The sequence below is a fragment of the Candidatus Pelagibacter sp. genome, assembly GCF_052049675.1.
Lineage (GTDB): Bacteria > Pseudomonadota > Alphaproteobacteria > Pelagibacterales > Pelagibacteraceae > Pelagibacter.
In genome coordinates this window covers 1,009,573-1,026,286 of the sequence record NZ_JBNGZM010000001.1, presented here as the reverse complement: position 1 = coordinate 1,026,286, position 16,714 = coordinate 1,009,573, and the positions used below count along the sequence as shown (strand labels likewise).

The 16,714-nt window shown below is 29.7% G+C and carries 16 protein-coding genes; 12 read left to right on the top strand and 4 right to left on the bottom strand.

Translation table 11 applies throughout. From position 1 onward, the window contains the following. The first annotated feature begins 1 nt into the window (after position 1). From ACTT9L_RS05565 to pnp, 12 genes are all read left to right on the top strand, one after another. Complete coding sequence (locus ACTT9L_RS05565; RefSeq protein WP_440928324.1) at positions 2-388, top strand: peptidase M22; 387 nt, start codon at positions 2-4, stop codon at positions 386-388. Between the two features lie 9 nt (positions 389-397). After that, positions 398-811 carry a Fur family transcriptional regulator gene (locus ACTT9L_RS05560; RefSeq protein WP_440928323.1) on the top strand — a complete coding sequence of 138 codons (414 nt, stop codon included), beginning with the start codon at positions 398-400 and terminating at the stop codon, positions 809-811. A 2-nt stretch (positions 812-813) separates the two neighbouring features. Beyond that, on the top strand, positions 814-2,142 hold the full coding sequence (gene miaB, locus ACTT9L_RS05555; RefSeq protein ID WP_440928322.1) for a tRNA (N6-isopentenyl adenosine(37)-C2)-methylthiotransferase MiaB: 1,329 nt from the start codon (positions 814-816) through the stop codon (positions 2,140-2,142). A 3-nt stretch (positions 2,143-2,145) separates the two neighbouring features. Then, entirely contained in the window at positions 2,146-3,141 is a 996-nt protein-coding gene (locus tag ACTT9L_RS05550) for a PhoH family protein (RefSeq protein ID WP_440928321.1), read from the top strand. Further along, complete coding sequence (gene ybeY, locus ACTT9L_RS05545) at positions 3,134-3,595, top strand: rRNA maturation RNase YbeY (RefSeq protein ID WP_440928320.1); 462 nt, start codon at positions 3,134-3,136, stop codon at positions 3,593-3,595. Before ACTT9L_RS05550 ends, ybeY begins: the two co-directional genes overlap by 8 nt. Position 3,596: 1 nt before the next feature. Continuing rightward, a complete protein-coding gene (gene lnt, locus ACTT9L_RS05540; RefSeq protein ID WP_440928319.1) occupies positions 3,597-5,141 on the top strand; it encodes an apolipoprotein N-acyltransferase in 1,545 nt (514 codons plus the stop codon). Beyond that, a complete protein-coding gene (gene metK / locus ACTT9L_RS05535; protein WP_440928318.1) occupies positions 5,134-6,303 on the top strand; it encodes a methionine adenosyltransferase in 1,170 nt (389 codons plus the stop codon). Before lnt ends, metK begins: the two co-directional genes overlap by 8 nt. 99 nt (positions 6,304-6,402) lie before the next feature. Then, positions 6,403-7,956, top strand: a complete 1,554-nt coding sequence (nusA, locus tag ACTT9L_RS05530) for a transcription termination factor NusA (RefSeq protein ID WP_440928317.1) — start codon at positions 6,403-6,405, stop codon at positions 7,954-7,956. Between the two features lie 10 nt (positions 7,957-7,966). Then, positions 7,967-10,186 carry a translation initiation factor IF-2 gene (infB, locus tag ACTT9L_RS05525; RefSeq protein WP_440928316.1) on the top strand — a complete coding sequence of 740 codons (2,220 nt, stop codon included), beginning with the start codon at positions 7,967-7,969 and terminating at the stop codon, positions 10,184-10,186. After that, positions 10,186-10,554 (top strand): 30S ribosome-binding factor RbfA, encoded by a 369-nt coding sequence (gene rbfA, locus ACTT9L_RS05520; protein WP_440928315.1) that lies wholly within the window; start codon positions 10,186-10,188, stop codon positions 10,552-10,554. The genes infB and rbfA overlap by 1 nt, the downstream gene beginning before the upstream one ends. A gap of 12 nt (positions 10,555-10,566) precedes the next feature. Beyond that, positions 10,567-10,815: a 30S ribosomal protein S15 gene (gene rpsO, locus ACTT9L_RS05515; RefSeq protein WP_440928314.1), complete on the top strand. Its 249-nt coding sequence runs from the start codon at positions 10,567-10,569 to the stop codon at positions 10,813-10,815. A gap of 57 nt (positions 10,816-10,872) precedes the next feature. Further along, the gene (gene pnp / locus ACTT9L_RS05510; protein WP_440928313.1) at positions 10,873-12,945 is read left to right on the top strand and encodes a polyribonucleotide nucleotidyltransferase; all 2,073 of its coding nucleotides are present in this window, start codon (positions 10,873-10,875) and stop codon (positions 12,943-12,945) included. A gap of 47 nt (positions 12,946-12,992) precedes the next feature. Here pnp and ACTT9L_RS05505 read toward each other — a convergent pair whose 3' ends face one another. The 4 genes from ACTT9L_RS05505 to fabA all read right to left on the bottom strand — a co-directional run bounded on the left by ACTT9L_RS05505 (position 12,993) and on the right by fabA (position 16,630). Continuing rightward, positions 12,993-14,066, bottom strand: a complete 1,074-nt coding sequence (locus ACTT9L_RS05505; protein WP_440928312.1) for a hypothetical protein — start codon at positions 14,064-14,066, stop codon at positions 12,993-12,995. 63 nt (positions 14,067-14,129) lie between these two features. Further along, positions 14,130-14,915 carry an enoyl-ACP reductase FabI gene (locus ACTT9L_RS05500; RefSeq protein WP_440928311.1) on the bottom strand — a complete coding sequence of 262 codons (786 nt, stop codon included), beginning with the start codon at positions 14,913-14,915 and terminating at the stop codon, positions 14,130-14,132. 3 nt (positions 14,916-14,918) lie between these two features. After that, positions 14,919-16,130 (bottom strand): beta-ketoacyl-ACP synthase I, encoded by a 1,212-nt coding sequence (fabB, locus tag ACTT9L_RS05495; protein ID WP_440928310.1) that lies wholly within the window; start codon positions 16,128-16,130, stop codon positions 14,919-14,921. Next, positions 16,130-16,630 carry a bifunctional 3-hydroxydecanoyl-ACP dehydratase/trans-2-decenoyl-ACP isomerase gene (fabA, locus tag ACTT9L_RS05490; RefSeq protein WP_440928309.1) on the bottom strand — a complete coding sequence of 167 codons (501 nt, stop codon included), beginning with the start codon at positions 16,628-16,630 and terminating at the stop codon, positions 16,130-16,132. The genes fabB and fabA overlap by 1 nt, the downstream gene beginning before the upstream one ends. Positions 16,631-16,714 lie beyond the last annotated feature (84 nt).

Below are 16,714 nucleotides of genomic sequence, written 5' to 3'. Positions count from 1 at the left end.
TATGAACAAACTGATAATTGATGTAGCCAGTGAAAAAATTTTTTTAATGATCATTACTAATAATGATATTTATAATATTACTAAAGAGAATACTAAAATTAATTATGAAAAATTAACTTTGATTACTAATGATTTTTTAAATTCTCATCAATTAAACTTGAAAGACATTAATACAATTTATTTAAATAGAGGGCCTGGAAGCTTTGCAGGAATACGGAATTCGCTTTCTATAGTTAAAGCATTTAATTTAACTAATAATATTGATTACTATTGTTATAGCATTCAAGATTTTAAAGGTGAAAAGGACATAAAATATGAAAATATCCCTGATTTGTGCGAAAAATTTAATATTAAAAAAAATTTGATTAACCCTATTTATTTAAGTTAAAATTATTTTATGTCAGAAACAATAGAGCAAAAATGTATAGCGAAAGGGGTTAAATTAACCGATCAAAGAAGAGTAATCGCACAGGTAATGTCTGAGTCTTCTGACCATCCAGATGTAGATGAACTTTATAATAGAGTATCTAAAATTGATCCTAAAATAAGTATTGCAACAGTTTATAGAACAGTAAAATTATTTGAAGAGACAGGAATATTAACAAAGCACGAGTTTAAAGGTGGAAAAGCTAGATATGAAGAAATAAATGAAGGTCATCATGATCATTTAATAGATGTGAAAACTGGTGAAATTATCGAATTTGTAGATGAAGAAATTGAAAAGCTACAGAAAAAAGTTGCTGAGAAATATGGTTATACATTAGTGGACCATAAATTAGAATTATATGGGGTTAAGAAAAAATCCCAATAAATATGAATCAAAAAATATTTATTAAAACTTTTGGATGTCAGATGAATGAATATGACTCTAATAGAATATATGATGCAGTTAAAAAAATTGGTTATGAAAAAACAGAAAAATATGAAGAAGCAAATTGTTATCTTTTAAATACATGTCACATTAGAGATAAAGCAAAAGAAAAAGTTTACTCAGAAATAGGTAGAGTAAAAAAAATTTTTAGATCAAAAAAAAAACCATTAGTAATCATTGCAGGTTGCGTTGCTCAAGCAGAAAATCAAGAGATGCTAAAAAGAGAACCTTATATAGATTTAGTTATTGGTCCCCAAGCCTATCATAAAATTAATGAAAAGATTTTAAATTATACTAAAAAAAGAAAAAAGATTGAAGAAACTGAATTTGATGCAGTTTCTAAATTTAAATATTTGAGTAAAATAAAAAATGAAGCTGGAAAAGTTTCATCTTTCTTAACTATTCAGGAGGGATGCGATAAGTTTTGCCATTTTTGTGTAGTACCATACACACGAGGACCAGAATATTCTCGACCATTTAAACAAATTTTAGATGAAGCAAAATATTTAGCTGATAGTGGTGCTAAAGAAATAATTTTACTTGGTCAAAATGTAAATGCTTATGATAATGAAGGATATAGATTATCAAATTTGATTTTAAATATTGAAAAATTACCTGAGATAAAAAGAGTTAGATATACAACATCTCACCCAAAAGATATGACTGAGGATTTAATTGAAGTATATAAAACTTCTAAAAAATTAATGCCACTTGTTCATTTACCTGTTCAAAGTGGATCTAATAAAATATTAAGTTCAATGAATAGAAAACATACCATTGAGGAATATTTAAGTACTTTTGATAAATTAAAAGAAATAAATCCAAAAATAGAATTTTCAAGTGATTTTATAATCGGTTATCCTGGTGAAGAATATCTGGATTTTAAAGATACTCTTAATTTAATTGAAAGGGTGAAATTTATTAATTCTTACTCTTTCATCTTTAGCCCAAGACCTGGAACAGTAGCTGAAAATTTAGACTTAATTGAAAAAAAAATTTCTATTGAAAGATTAGAAAAAATCCAGACTATTTTATTCGAAAATCAAATACAAATGAACAAATCATTGGAGAGTAAAGTTATTGATGTTTTGGTTGAAAATTTAACTGAAGATAAGAGCAAAGCTTTTGGAAGAACTGAGTATATGACATCTGTAATTTTTAATGGTAAAAAGAATGATATTGGAAAAATAGTGCAAGTGAGAATTAAAGATAGTAATAGAAATACTTTATTCGGTGAAGTTATAACTAATTCGGATCAGAAGGTTGCATAGAATTTGAGTGGAATAACTAAAAAAAATATCGATCAGTCTTTAAAATTTGTTTATTCAGATAATAATTCTTTAAGTGTTATATTTCATGACAATAACTTGTTGATGGGTGTTGTTGGGGAATTTAATAAAAATTTACAAGAATTAGAAAAAATTACAAATTGCAACTTATATTCAAGGGGAAATTCAATTTTAATTAAATCAACTCCTGAAAAAAATGAAAAAATTAAAAATGCTATTCAATTTTTGGCTAATCAGTTTATTAATAATGGAAATATAGAGAATAAAGATATACTTTCATCAGTTGATAATTTTATGATTAATGAAAAAGTAAAAAATAATAATGTTACAGATATAATTAAAACTCCTAAAAAATCTATAATTCCTAGATCTGAAAAACAAAAAAGCTATGTGAGAGCCTTGAGGGAGAGTGATATTGTAATTTCAGCTGGGCCAGCAGGAACAGGGAAAACATTCTTGGCAGTAGCTGTAGGCCTAACTATGCTTTTAGAAAAAAAGATTGAGAGAATTATTCTTTCAAGACCAGCTGTAGAAGCAGGCGAGCGTTTGGGATTTTTACCTGGTGATATGAAGGAAAAAGTTGACCCTTATCTTAGACCTTTATATGATTCTTTATATGATCTCTTCGACTTTGAAAAAATACAAAGAATGATTGAGATTGGAGATATAGAGATTGCACCTTTAGCTTTTATGAGAGGTAGAACTCTAAAAAATTCCTTTGCAATTTTAGATGAAGCACAAAATGCTACGGATACTCAGATAAAAATGTTTTTAACACGTATTGGAGAAAATTCTAAAATTGTTGTAAATGGCGACCCATCTCAAATTGATTTACCAAATAAAAGCATGTCAGGATTAGTTCGATCAAAAGAGTTACTAGGGCATTTAAAGGAAATATCCATAGTCGATTTTGATCATTCAGATGTAGTCAGACATCCACTTGTTTCTAAAATAGTCAAAGCATACTCAAATAATGATTAGTATTAATGTCTTCTCTGAGGAGAAGGCTTGGTCAAAAAGACTTAAAAATAAGGACATTTTTTTTAAAAAAATATGTAAAGCTTTTCCAAAAAAATATAAATTTTTGAATAAAAAAGTAACCTTAACACTATTACTTTCAAATAATCAGAATATTAAAAAATTAAATAAAGTTTTTAGAAAAAAAAATAAATCTACCGATATATTATCTTTTCCATTAGATAAAAAAATAAAAATTTCAAAAAATACTTATCTTGGAGACATTATCATTAGCTATGATTATTTGGACAAACCAAGATCACAAAATTTAAAATTTTTTAAAGAAAAAGTTACTAAATTATTCATACATGGATTTCTTCATCTTTTAGGTTTTGATCATAAAAAAAATAAAGATTATACCAAAATGTTAAAAGAGGAAAATCTATTATTTAAATCCGTACAATCAAAAATAAATTAAATTGAAAAATAAATTTTATATTGAATTAATTTATTTAATTTTATTAGGAGTGCTTACTTCATTAAGTTTACCTCCATTTAATTATGTTTTAATAAATTTTTTAACTTTTAGTTTATTCTATATATTTTTAATAAAAAAAATTAAGTTTTATAAAAATAAAAGAATATTTTTTCTTTATGGTTGGTTATTTGGGTTTGGTTATTTTGTAAGTAATTTATATTGGATCTCAATATCATTAACGTTTGATCAAAATTTTAAGTTTTTAATACCTTTTACAATAATATTAATACCTGGTTTTTTAGCCTTGTTTTATGCTTTAGTTGCTTATCTATTTGTCGTTTTAAAACCAAATAATAATTTAAGCTCATTTTTTCTTTTTTCTTTAATATTTGGAATAGTAGAATTTGTGAGAGGATCAATACTCACTGGTTTCCCCTGGAATTTAATTGCTTATAGTTACTCTAATCAAATCGAAATTTTAAACATTACATCAGTTATAGGAACATACAGCTTTAATCTCTTCTGTATTTCATTATTTACAAGCCCATCAATATTCATTTTAAGAGAAAATAAAAAAGATATTAGTATTTGTGTTGCATTTCTTATTACAACAATGTCATTTTATATATTTGGTTCACAAAATTTAGAAAATTTTAATAATCAACAGGTAAAAAAACTTGATTATAAAGTAAGAATTTTAAGTTCAAATATAGGCATATATAGATTTTATAATAATATTGATCCAATAACTGCAATAGAGGAGCTAATTGAAATCAGCTCTCCTCAAAAAAATCAAAAAACAATTTTTATTTGGCCAGAAGGTATTATTCCAGGCATTTCCCAAGGCCAACTAAAAGAATACAAATGGTTATTTGAAAATAAATTCAACGAAAATCATTTATTAGCAATTGGGATTAATAGCAAAGAAGATAAAAATAAAACTATTAAATTTTTTAATTCATTATCTATTTTTGACTATGACCTTAATGTAATAAATTCATATAACAAAATTAATCTTGTTCCTTTTGGTGAATTTTTACCTTTTGAAAACTTATTAAAAAGTATTGGTTTAAAAACAATTACTAACGACTATCATTCATATTCAAAAGGTGAACAAAGAAAAATAATTAATCTGAAATATAATAATTTGTCAGTTAAAATATTACCCCTTATTTGTTATGAGATAATTTATTCAGGTAAAATTTTCACAAATAGTAATTTTGATTATATTGTAAATATTTCAGAAGATGGCTGGTTTGGTAAATCAATTGGACCAGAGCAACATTTAACTCATAGTATTTTTAGAGCGATAGAGAGTGGGAAATATGTTTTAAGGTCTGCAAATAATGGAGTATCAGCAATTATTAATCCAATGGGAGTTATTGAGCAAAAAGTTGATATAAATAATTCTGGCTATATAGATCTAATTGAATTAAGAAAAATAGAGATGACCTTATTTGCAAAATTTGGAAATAAAATTTTTGTATTTATAATTTTGTTGTATATTTTTTTAATATTTTCATTTAAGAAACTTAAAAATGAGTAATTTAAAAAATTATCTTTTTACAAGTGAGTCTGTCTCCGAAGGTCATCCAGATAAAGTGTCAGATAGGATTTCAGATATGGTTGTTGATAGTTTTATTTCTGGAGATCCATATTCTAGAGTTGCCTGCGAAACACTAACTACGACAAATAAAGTTGTTTTAGCTGGCGAAGTAAGAGGACCAGAAATAATAAAGGATGAATTAATAGAAAAAGTAAGAAACTGTATTAAAGATATAGGTTATGACCAAGAAGGATTTACCTGGAAAGAAGCTACAAAAGTTGAAAGTCATTTACATTCCCAATCAGCTGATATTGCTATGGGTGTAGACTCGTCTGGTAATAAAGATGAAGGAGCTGGAGATCAAGGTATTATGTTTGGATACGCATGTAATGAAACTGATGTTTTAATGCCAGCACCGATACATTATTCTCACAAAATTTTAAGATTAATGGCTGAAGATAGAAAATCTGGAAAATTAAAAAATATTGAACCAGACTCAAAAAGTCAGGTAACATTTGAGTATGCTGATGGAAAACCTTCAAAAGTAAAATCTGTAGTTATATCTTCACAGCATTCACCAGATGTTAATCAATCTCAAGTTAGAGATTTACTAAGACCTTACATGTTAAAATCTATTCCTAATAATTTTCTTGATGGTTTTAATGAGGATGAGTTTTATGTAAATCCGACAGGAAATTTTGTAATTGGTGGTCCAGATGGAGACTGTGGTTTGACAGGTAGAAAAATTATTGTTGATACTTATGGTGGAGCTGCACCTCATGGCGGTGGTGCTTTTTCAGGAAAAGATCCTACTAAAGTTGATAGATCAGCAGCTTATGCAGCAAGGTATATTGCTAAAAATGTTGTTGGTTCTAAAATTGCTGAAAAATGTTTAATTCAGCTAGCTTATGCTATTGGGGTATCAAAACCATTATCTATTTATGTTGATTTATTTGATAACGATATAGAAAAAAATAAATTTGTTGTAGAAAAGATTAAAGAAAATTTTGATTTGAGCCCCAGAGGTATCAGAGAAATGTTGAATTTAAATAAACCAATTTATGAAAAAACAGCTGCTTATGGTCATTTTGGTAGGACACCTGAAAAAAATGGTTCATTTTCATGGGAAATAACTGATAAAATTAATGTTTTTTCTAAATAGTTTCAGTTGAATTAAAAAAAAACTTTACTATATTGCACTTACATTATTGAACTTTACAAAATGGGCTTTAGCCCATTTTTTTTTGGAACACATAAAATTATGTTGAATAAAAGAGCTGACAAACTTGAATTATTAAGAATTGCTGAGGCTGTAGCTTTAGAAAAATCAATTGATAAAGAACTTATTATAAGTTCTATGGAAACAGGCATTGCTAAAGCTGCAAAATCTAAATTTGGACAGGAAAATGAAATTAAAGTTTCTATTAACAGAGACAATGGAGATATTGAGCTTTTTAGAAAATTGATAATTGCTGAAAATCCTGAAAATACAAATACAGAGATAAATTTGGAAGATGCAATTAATTTAAATGAATTGAATAAAGATAAGTCTATTGGCGATGAAGTATTACAACCACTCCCTTCATTTGATTTTGGAAGAATAGCTGCACAAACAGCAAAGCAAGTAATTAGTTTTAATGTAAGAGAAGCAGAAAGAGAAAGACAATTTAATGATTTTATTGATAAGAATGATTCAATTTTAAGTGGAATTGTAAAGAGATTAGAATTTGGAAATGTAATTGTGGATCTAGGAAGAACCGAAGCAATAATTCAAAAAAATGAATTGATACCACGTGAAAACATTAAAGCAGGTGATCGTATAAAAGCTTATTGTTATGATGTTAGGAGAGAACCTAGAGGTCAACAAATATTTTTATCTAGAGCTCATCCTAAATTTATGGAAAAACTTTTTGTTCAAGAGGTTCCAGAAATTTATGATGGATTAATAGAAATTAAATCTTCTTCAAGAGATCCTGGAAGTAGAGCCAAAATATGTGTGAAAGCGGTAGATACATCTTTAGATCCTGTGGGTGCTTGTGTGGGCATGAGAGGCTCAAGAGTTCAAGCTGTTGTAAATGAACTTCAAGGAGAAAAAATTGACATAGTTAATTGGTCAGAGGACCCTGCTATTTTAGTTTCAAATGCATTATCCCCTGCTGAAGTACAAAGAGTTAATGTTGATAGTGAAAGAAAAAAACTTGATGTAATTCTGACTGAAGAAAATTTAAGTAAAGCAATTGGAAGAAGAGGTCAAAACGTTAGACTTGCAACTAAACTTTTAAATTATGAGATTAATATAATGACTGATGCAGAGGATTCTGAGCGAAGACAATTAGAATTTAAAGAAAAGACAGAAAATTTTGTAAAAAATTTAGAGTTAGATGAAACATTAGGCCAGTTACTTGTTGCCGAAGGTTTTTCAACTATCGATGATATAAAAGATAGTTCGACTGAAAATTTGATAAAAATTGAAGGTATAGAGGAAGATACCGCTAAAGCATTAATAGAAAGAGCTAAAGAGTTCCATGAAAGAGACAAAGAGGATATTTCTCAAAGAATTAAAGAACTAGGTCTTGAAGATGCCTTGATTAATTTAAAGGGATTAACACCAGGAATGTTAGTCACACTTGGTGAACAAAAAATTTTAAGTTTAGAAGATTTTGCAGATTTAGCATCTGATGAATTAACTGGTGGTTATGATGTAGTTAAAGGTGAGAGAGTGAAAATCCAAGGTTATCTGGAAGATTTTGCTTTATCTAAAGATGAAGCTGATGAACTAATTATGTCTGCTAGAAATATTGTTTATAAAGATTGAGTGATGAGGTATGGAGAAAAAAACAAAATTAACGATTTCAGGCTCAGCCAAAAGGTCAATCAAGAACATTGAGATTGCTAAATCTCAAGGGAAAAATTCTGTAGTAATTGAAAAACAAACTGGAAAATTCTCGAGTAGAGGTGGATCATTCAGATCTACTGCGAATAAGCCAAGAACAACCTCAACTTTTAATAGAGGAGCACCATTAAAACCTTCATTTAATCCTAAATCACCCCCCATTGCAAACGATTTTGAAAAGAGAAAGTTAGCAGAGCAAAGAGCTACTAAAAGACTTAAAGGAGATAGTGAAAACAAAGATAGAAAAACTTTAAAACCAGGAACAAAGAAGAGAGAGTTAAAGTTGACTGTATCAAGAGCACTAAGTGATGAGATTGATGCAAAACAAAGAAGTTTAGCATCAGTAAAGAGAGCAAGACAAAAAGAAATTAAAAATGCTACAAAAGATATTTCTCAAGAAAATTCTAAACCGATTAAAAGAGATGTTAATATTCCTGAAGCAATCACAGTAAGAGAACTTGCAAATAGAATGGCTGAACAATCAAGTAATGTAATTAAGCATTTATTTGGAATGGGTGTTACTGTGACTATAAATCAAACATTAGCTGCAGACACTGCAGAATACTTAGTAAAAGAATTTGGTCACAACCCAATTAGGGAAGAGAAAGCAGAAGAAATAATTCAAAAAATAAAAGCCTCAAGAACGGAAAATTTAAAAAATCGACCACCGATAGTTACAGTCATGGGTCACGTTGATCATGGTAAGACCTCAGTACTAGATGTGCTAAGAAGTGCGAATGTGGTTTCAGGAGAATTTGGTGGAATAACCCAACATATCGGAGCTTATCAAATTGAAAGTCAGGGTAATAAACTAACATTTATTGATACACCAGGTCATGCTGCATTCACAGAAATGAGAGCAAGAGGATCAAAATTAACAGACGTGGTTGTTTTAGTAGTCGCTGCTGATGATGGAGTTAAACCTCAAACAGTTGAGTCTATTAAACATGCCAAAGCTGCAAATGTTCCAATAGTTGTAGCAATAAATAAATGTGATTTACCAGAGGCAGATCCTAAGAAGATAAAAAATCAGTTATTAGAGCACGAATTAATTGCTGAAGATTTATCTGGTGATACCTTAATGGTTGAGATTTCAACTAAAACGAAAAAAAACTTAGATAAATTAGTAGAATCAATAATACTTCAATCAGAGATTTTAGACCTTAAAACAGATTATGAATCTAAAGCTACAGGTATAGTTTTAGAGTCAAAAATTGATGTTGGTAGGGGTCCAGTTGCAAATATAATTGTTACAACTGGAACACTTAAGAGAGGTGATTTTTTTGTAAGTGGTTTAAAATGGGGAAAAGTAAGAGCTATTATTAATGACAAAGGTCAAAATATTAATGAAGCCTTACCCTCAACTCCTGTTGAAATTTTAGGTATAAATGGTGCAGCAAAAGCTGGAGATGATTTTATCGTTCTGGATACTGAAAAAGAGTCTAAAACATTAAGTGAAAATAGAGCTCAAGAAAGTAAAGATGGAAAAAATCCATTAACTTTTGCAACTCAAGACTCAGCCTTTTCAGATCAATCTACAGAGGAATTAAATTTAATTATTAAATCTGATGTACATGGATCATCGGAAGCAATTAAAAATGCAATTAGTCAAATTAAACACGATGAAGTAAAACCTAAAATCATTTTAGCAGACATTGGGATGGTGACAGAGACAGATGTTACACTAGCTAAAGCTTCAAATGCAGTATTACTTGCTTTCAATGTTAAACCAAGTAAAGAAGCAAAAAAACTTGCTGAAAATGAGAAAATAAAAATATCCTCATACAATATTATTTATGAAGTTTTAGATTATATCAAACAAAGAATGTCAGGATTATTGGCACCAGATGTTCAAGAAAAAATTACTGGTACAGCACAAATTTTGGAAATATTTAAAGTTTCAGGTGCTGGAAAAGTTGCTGGTTCAAAAGTAACCGAGGGAGAAATTAACAGTACTTCAGATATAAGAATTATTAGAGATGGTGCAATTATTTATACGGGAAAAGTTTCAACAATATTTAGAGAAAAAAACCAGGTAAAACAGGTAAGTGGTGGTCAAGAATGTGGAATAACAGTTAAAGATTATATGGATTTCCAAAAAAACGACACAATAGAGGCATTTAGTGTTACATCTACTGAGAGGTCAATTTAATGGCAGATAGAATAGGAAAACCAGTGTCACAAAGACAGCTTAGAGTAGGTGAAATGATTAAGCAGTCTTTAAGCATGATTTTTATAAGAAATGAGGCTAAGGTGCCAAATTTAGAAACAAACACCATAACGGTTACTGAGGTTAGAATGAGTCCCGATTTAAAAATTGCTAAAGCGTATGTTCTTCCATTAGGTGGAAAAAATGCTGAGGAAACAATTACTGTTCTAAAAGAGTACTCATTTTTAATTAGAAAAATTTTATCACAAAAAGTGGTTATGAAATTTTTACCAAAATTACTTTTTAGAAAAGATGAATCTTTTGAGTATGCGGAAAAAATAGAAAACTTAATAAAACAAACAAATAAATAGGAAGAAAGAGGCATGAACAAAAAGGCACAAGAATTAGCAATGCACGATAAAGATACCGGATCTTCAGAAATACAGATTGCTTTGCTAACAGATAAAATTGAAACCCTCTCTAAACATATAAAGCAATTCAAAAAGGATAAACATTCATCTGTTGGATTGTTGAGAGCGGTAAATAGAAGAAAGAAATTGTTAGAATACCTAAAGAAAAATAAAATGGATTCTTACAAAAATGTACTGTCGAAATTGAATTTAAGAAAATAGAAATCAAGATAGATAGAACGGAATGGAAAGAAAAGAACGAAACGAAATGGAAATGAAATGTTTAAAATATACAAGAAGGAAATTGAAGTAGCGGGAAAGAAGATAAGTTTAGAAACAGGTAAAGTAGCAAGACAGGCAGACGGTGCAATAATCGCAACATGTGGAGAGACAGTCGTACTAGCAACAGTAGTAGGAGCAAAAAAGGTAAATCCAGATATGGATTACTTTCCTTTATCTGTGAATTACCAAGAAAAATATTATGCAGCTGGAAAAATTCCAGGTGGATATTTTAAAAGAGAAGCAAGACCAACTGAGAGCGAAACATTAATCTCTAGATTAATTGATAGACCAATCAGGCCTTTGTTTCCAGACGAATTTAAAAATGAAGTACAGTTATTACCAACAGTAATTTCATATGATAAAGAAAATGAGCCAGATATTTTATCAATCACCGCATCTTCAGCAGCTTTAGCTATATCAGGAATGCCATTTATGGGCCCTATAGGTGCTTCAAGAGTTGGATTTGTAGATGGAAAATATGTTTTAAACCCATCCAAAGCAGAATTGGAAAAATCAAAATTAGATTTAGTAGTAGCAGGTACAAAAGATGCTGTGCTTATGGTTGAGTCTGAAGCACGTGGTTTAACGGAAGAAGAAATGTTAAACGCAGTTAAATTTGGTCATGAGGGTTTTGTTCCAGTAATTGAGATGATAGAGGAACTTGCAAAAGAATGTAGAAAACCTGAATGGACGGTTGAGAAAAAAGATGTATCTGAAGTTAAGAAAAAACTTGAGGAAACTTTTACGGAAGATCTTAAGAAAGCTTTTGCAACAAGAGATAAACAAGATAGATCAAATCAGATTTCAGAGATTACTGATAAAGCTAAAAAGCTTTATGAGGAAGATGAAAACTATACAGATCTTGATGTTAACAGTCAGTTAAAAAATCTTGAAAAATCAATTGTTAGAACAGACATTCTAAAAAATAAAAATAGAATCGATGGTAGGGGTTTATCAGATGTAAGACCAATCGAATGTGAAGTGGGTGTTTTACCAAGAACACACGGTTCTGCATTATTTACTAGAGGAGAAACCCAAGCAATTGTTGTAGCAACTTTAGGAACATCTGATGACGAACAAAGAATTGAAAGTCTAGATGGATTACAAAGAGAGCGATTCATGCTTCACTATAATTTTCCTCCTTTTTCAGTTGGAGAAACTGGAAGAATTGGAACAGGTAGAAGAGAAATTGGTCATGGTAAATTAGCATGGAGAGCAATTAATTCTTCATTACCTACAAAAGAAGCATTTCCATACACTTTTAGAGTAGTTTCAGAGATTACAGAGTCTAATGGCTCTTCTTCAATGGCTACTGTCTGTGGAACATCATTAGCATTAATGGATGCTGGAGTACCAATAAAAGAGCCAGTTGCTGGTATTGCAATGGGATTAATTAAAGAAGGTGATGATTTTAGTGTACTATCAGATATTTTAGGTGATGAAGATCATCTTGGTGACATGGACTTTAAAGTTGCTGGAACTAAAGATGGAATTACATCTCTTCAAATGGATATTAAAATTACAGGTATTACTTTTGAAATTATGGAGCAGGCATTGAGTCAAGCTAAAGATGGTAGAATTCACATCTTAGGAGAAATGAACAAAGCATTGTCTGCTTCAAGATCTGATGTTGGAAAACACACTCCAAAAATGGAACAAGTTAATGTTGACAAAAAAGACATTGCTGCTGTCATTGGAAAAGGGGGTGCAACAATCAGAGAGATAGTTGAAAAGTCAGGTGCTAAGGTTGATGTTAATGATGAAGGTGTAGTGACAGTTGCTGCCCCAGATGAAGAATCTAGAAACATTGCAATGCAAATGATTAAAGACATCACTGCAAAAGCTGAATTAAATAAAATTTATTCGGGTAAAGTAATGAAGATTATGGAGTTTGGTGCATTTGTTAATTTCTTAGGAAAACAAGATGGGCTTGTTCATATTTCAGAGCTAGCAGATAAAAGAGTAGCTAAAGTTACTGACGTTGTTAAAGAAGGAGACGAAGTAAAAGTTAAAGTGATTGGTTTCGATAGAGGTAAAGTTAAACTTTCTATAAAACAAGCTTCTGAGTGACAATGTAAATATGAAATCTAACCCCTTTAACAAAAGTTATGGGGGATTTAGTAAAAAATTTTGTAAAAATTTATATAAACTTTATTTCTAATATAAAAGTAGTTTCTTTGTAAAAAGAAAAAGGTGACAATTATAAAATCAATTATATTTAAGGATCCTTTTTGTTGTTTTTTACTTAGAAGAATTTTTTTAAAAATTTTAATTGTTTTTTTCTCTGATAATTCATTTTTAAGATTACCAGAATTATATTTTTTATTTTTGTTAAAATTTATTATTTTTGTACTTAAATCTTTATATGAGTAGTATGGAATAATATTATTTTTACAAATTTCAAAATGTGCTCTTTGTCTACAATAACCATAAGTTAGAATGGGTTTATTTTTTATAGCAAATTCAGCACAAGATAAGCCAAAACTTTCTCCCAAAGATCTTGCATGTAACATCGCATCACAAGTATTTATAAATCTAACTTTTTGGGTTTGATTAAATGTACCCTTAATAAATATAACTTTTTTGTGATTAAAAAATTTTCTAACATTCATAAATAAAAAATAAATATTTCTGTTTTGTTTAACTACTTTTTTTATAGTGTCTCTTACAAAAATTAGATCAAAACTTGTTTCTCCTCCGTGATAACCAAATACCTTTGCATTCTCAGGTATCTTAAATTTATTTCTTAAATTTTGATTATTATTTAATAGTTGAACCGGTAAGGGAGCAAATGGAAACTTATTATTTGTGCAAGTTTTAGATAACCATTTTGATATGAAGGCATAGTTTGATCCATGATATTGAAATGGATTTTGAGGAAATACAGCGTGAATAATGTTTTTAGAATTATTTATCATTTCATCTTTAGCACCACCTCTTTGAAAATAGATATAATCTAATTTTAAATTTTTATTTATTTTTTCTAACTCAGCAAGACCAGATACTTTAATTGTTTTAAATTTTTTTTTAAATTCCTTTATCGCCTCTGGTTTATTATCCAGGGTAGTTGAGTTATAAAATATAATTGATTTATTTTTTAATATAGTTTGATTATTTTTTGCATAAATGAAAATAGAATTCGCTATTCCTCTGAAGTTTAATTCTCGTAGATAAAAACCGACTTTTAACATAACATTTAGATATTGTATTTTTAAGCTAATTCAAAAAAATTTTAACTAAATTTAACTGTATTTTTAAGAGATATTTTTAGGATCTGGCATTCCAACTTTGTTATACCCAGCATCTACATAGTGAATTTCACCAGTAACACCATTTGCAAGGTCACTTAATAGATATAACGCTGAATTTCCAACATCATGGATATCTACATTTCTCTTAAGGAAAGAATGGTCTTCATTCCATTTATATAAGAATTTTGCGTCTCCAATTGCAGAGGCAGCCAATGTCTTGATAGGTCCAGCACTTATAGCATTTACTCTCATACCTTTGGCTCCTAAGTCTCTTGCTAAATACTTTACACTTGCCTCAAGAGCTGATTTACAAACACCCATTACGTTATAATTTGGAATTGCTTTGGTAGACTCGTAAGTTAAAGTTAACAAACTTCCACCTTGTTTCATTACATTTGAAGCTTCTTTTGCTACTTCAGTAAATGAAAAGCATGAGATTAACATACTTCTTAAAAAGTTTTCTCTAGTCGTATTTAAATATTCACCTGATAACTCTGATTTATCAGAGAAAGCAACTGCATGAACTACAAAATCAATTTCACCCCATTTAGATTTTATATCTTTAAATAATTTTACAACTTCTTCTTTTTTTTCAACATCACAACTAAATGTAACGTTTGAATTTAATTTTTCTGCTAAAGGAACTACTCTTTTTTTTAGAGCGTCACCCAAATAAGTAAATGCTAGTTCAGCTCCTGCTTCAGAAAGTTTTTGAGATATACCCCAGGCAATAGATCTCTCATTAGCGACACCCATGATTAATCCTTTTTTACCTTTCATTAAACTCATAAATTAAAATTTTTCAAAAATTAATGCTGCATTAGTTCCACCAAAACCAAAGCTATTTGACATTACTGTATTTAAAGTTGCTCCCGTTTCAGTTTTTGAAACTATAGGAAATTTTTTAGCATCATCATCCATGTCAGTAATATTTGCAGAACTAGTAATGAAATTATTCTTCATCATTATTAAACAATAAATTGCTTCATGCACTGAAGCTGCCCCTAAAGGATGACCTGATAAAGATTTTGTTGAACTTATTTTTGGAATGTCCTCTCCAAAAGTTTCTTTTATAGCATTAAGTTCAGTTATATCTCCAACAGGAGTGGATGTTCCGTGAGTATTAATGTAATCAATTTTATTTTTAGCAGTTGCCATTGCCATTTTCATACATCTAACAGCACCTTCACCTGATGGCGCCACCATATCGTATCCATCTGAGGTTGCTCCATAACCAGTTAATTCTGCGTATATTTTAGCCCCTCTTGCTTTAGCATGTTCGTATTCTTCAAGTACTAATACGCCTGCACCACCTGCAATTACAAACCCATCTCTAGTTTTATCATAAGCTCTAGACGCAGATTGTGGAGTGTCATTATATTTTGATGATAAAGCTGTCATAGCATCAAACATTGCAGTCATTGCCCAATGAATTTCTTCACTACCACCTGCAAAAACAACATCCTGTTTACCCATTTGAATTAATTCCATAGAATTTCCTATGCAATGTCCACTAGTTGCACATGCAGAACTCATTGTGTAGTTAGTTCCTTTAATTTTAAATGGTACAGCAAGTGTTGCAGAAGCAGTACTGGCCATAGTTCTCGGAACAATAAAAGGTCCCATTAATTTTGGTGTCTTCGCTCTAGTTTTATCTGCAGCTAAAATTACATTTTCTATAGAAGGTCCCCCTGATCCCATCACAATTCCAGTTTTAAAATTACTTACTTCACTTTCTTCTAATCCAGAGTCTTCAATAGCTTCTTTCATTGCAATATAATTGTAAGCTGAGCCCGATCCCATAAATCTAATTGTTTTTCTATCTATATGATCCTCAAGTTTAATATTTGGTTTACCATGAACATGGCTTTTCAGGTTATGCTCTTTATAATCTTCAGCATAAGAAATTCCTGATTTTGAATTTAATAAAGATTGATGAACTTCTTCTTGATTATTTCCTAAACAGGAAACAATTCCTAAACCTGTAATAACTACTCTTCTCATTATTTAAACAACCCTACTTTTAAACTTTCTGCTGAATATATTTTTTTATTATCTGCAAGAACAATTCCATTTGCAAGCCCAACAGTTGTTCCTCCAGGAGACATAATTTTTTTCATATCTATTTCATATCTTACATTTTTTACATTCTGTAATACTTCGCCTGTAAATTTCACAGTCCCCACTCCTAGAGCTCTTCCTTTTCCAGGATTTCCTAGCCAACCTAGAAAAAAACCTACTAGTTGCCACATAGCATCTAAACCTAGGCACCCTGGCATAACTGGATCTTTTTTAAAATGACAATCAAAAAACCAAAGATCATCTTTAATATCTAATTCAGCTTTTAAAGAGCCTTTATTAAACTCTCCATTATTTTCATTGATTTCCGTTATTCTGTCAAACATAAGCATTGGTGGGAGTGGTAATTTTGCATTACCAGGACCGAAAAGATCACCATTCCCACAAGTTATTAGATCATCATAGGAGTATGAGTTTTTTTTCATATTCGAGCACCCTTAATACTTGATTTAATCCTAATATAATATAATAAAACAATATATTTTTATTCATACTTTAGAATAATTATA

What these genes read in the sequence shown, in the direction of transcription:
- ACTT9L_RS05565 (WP_440928324.1), top strand. Translation starts at nt 2, where the DNA reads ATGAACAAACTGATAATTGATGTAGCCAGTGAAAAAATTTTTTTAATG.
- ACTT9L_RS05560 (WP_440928323.1), top strand. Translation starts at nt 398, where the DNA reads ATGTCAGAAACAATAGAGCAAAAATGTATAGCGAAAGGGGTTAAATTA.
- miaB (WP_440928322.1), top strand. Translation starts at nt 814, where the DNA reads ATGAATCAAAAAATATTTATTAAAACTTTTGGATGTCAGATGAATGAA.
- ybeY (WP_440928320.1), top strand. Translation starts at nt 3,134, where the DNA reads ATGATTAGTATTAATGTCTTCTCTGAGGAGAAGGCTTGGTCAAAAAGA.
- metK (WP_440928318.1), top strand. Translation starts at nt 5,134, where the DNA reads ATGAGTAATTTAAAAAATTATCTTTTTACAAGTGAGTCTGTCTCCGAA.
- nusA (WP_440928317.1), top strand. Translation starts at nt 6,403, where the DNA reads ATGTTGAATAAAAGAGCTGACAAACTTGAATTATTAAGAATTGCTGAG.
- infB (WP_440928316.1), top strand. Translation starts at nt 7,967, where the DNA reads ATGGAGAAAAAAACAAAATTAACGATTTCAGGCTCAGCCAAAAGGTCA.
- rbfA (WP_440928315.1), top strand. Translation starts at nt 10,186, where the DNA reads ATGGCAGATAGAATAGGAAAACCAGTGTCACAAAGACAGCTTAGAGTA.
- rpsO (WP_440928314.1), top strand. Translation starts at nt 10,567, where the DNA reads ATGAACAAAAAGGCACAAGAATTAGCAATGCACGATAAAGATACCGGA.
- pnp (WP_440928313.1), top strand. Translation starts at nt 10,873, where the DNA reads ATGTTTAAAATATACAAGAAGGAAATTGAAGTAGCGGGAAAGAAGATA.
- ACTT9L_RS05505 (WP_440928312.1), bottom strand. Translation starts at nt 14,066, where the DNA reads ATGTTAAAAGTCGGTTTTTATCTACGAGAATTAAACTTCAGAGGAATA.
- ACTT9L_RS05500 (WP_440928311.1), bottom strand. Translation starts at nt 14,915, where the DNA reads ATGAGTTTAATGAAAGGTAAAAAAGGATTAATCATGGGTGTCGCTAAT.
- fabB (WP_440928310.1), bottom strand. Translation starts at nt 16,130, where the DNA reads ATGAGAAGAGTAGTTATTACAGGTTTAGGAATTGTTTCCTGTTTAGGA.
- fabA (WP_440928309.1), bottom strand. Translation starts at nt 16,630, where the DNA reads ATGAAAAAAAACTCATACTCCTATGATGATCTAATAACTTGTGGGAAT.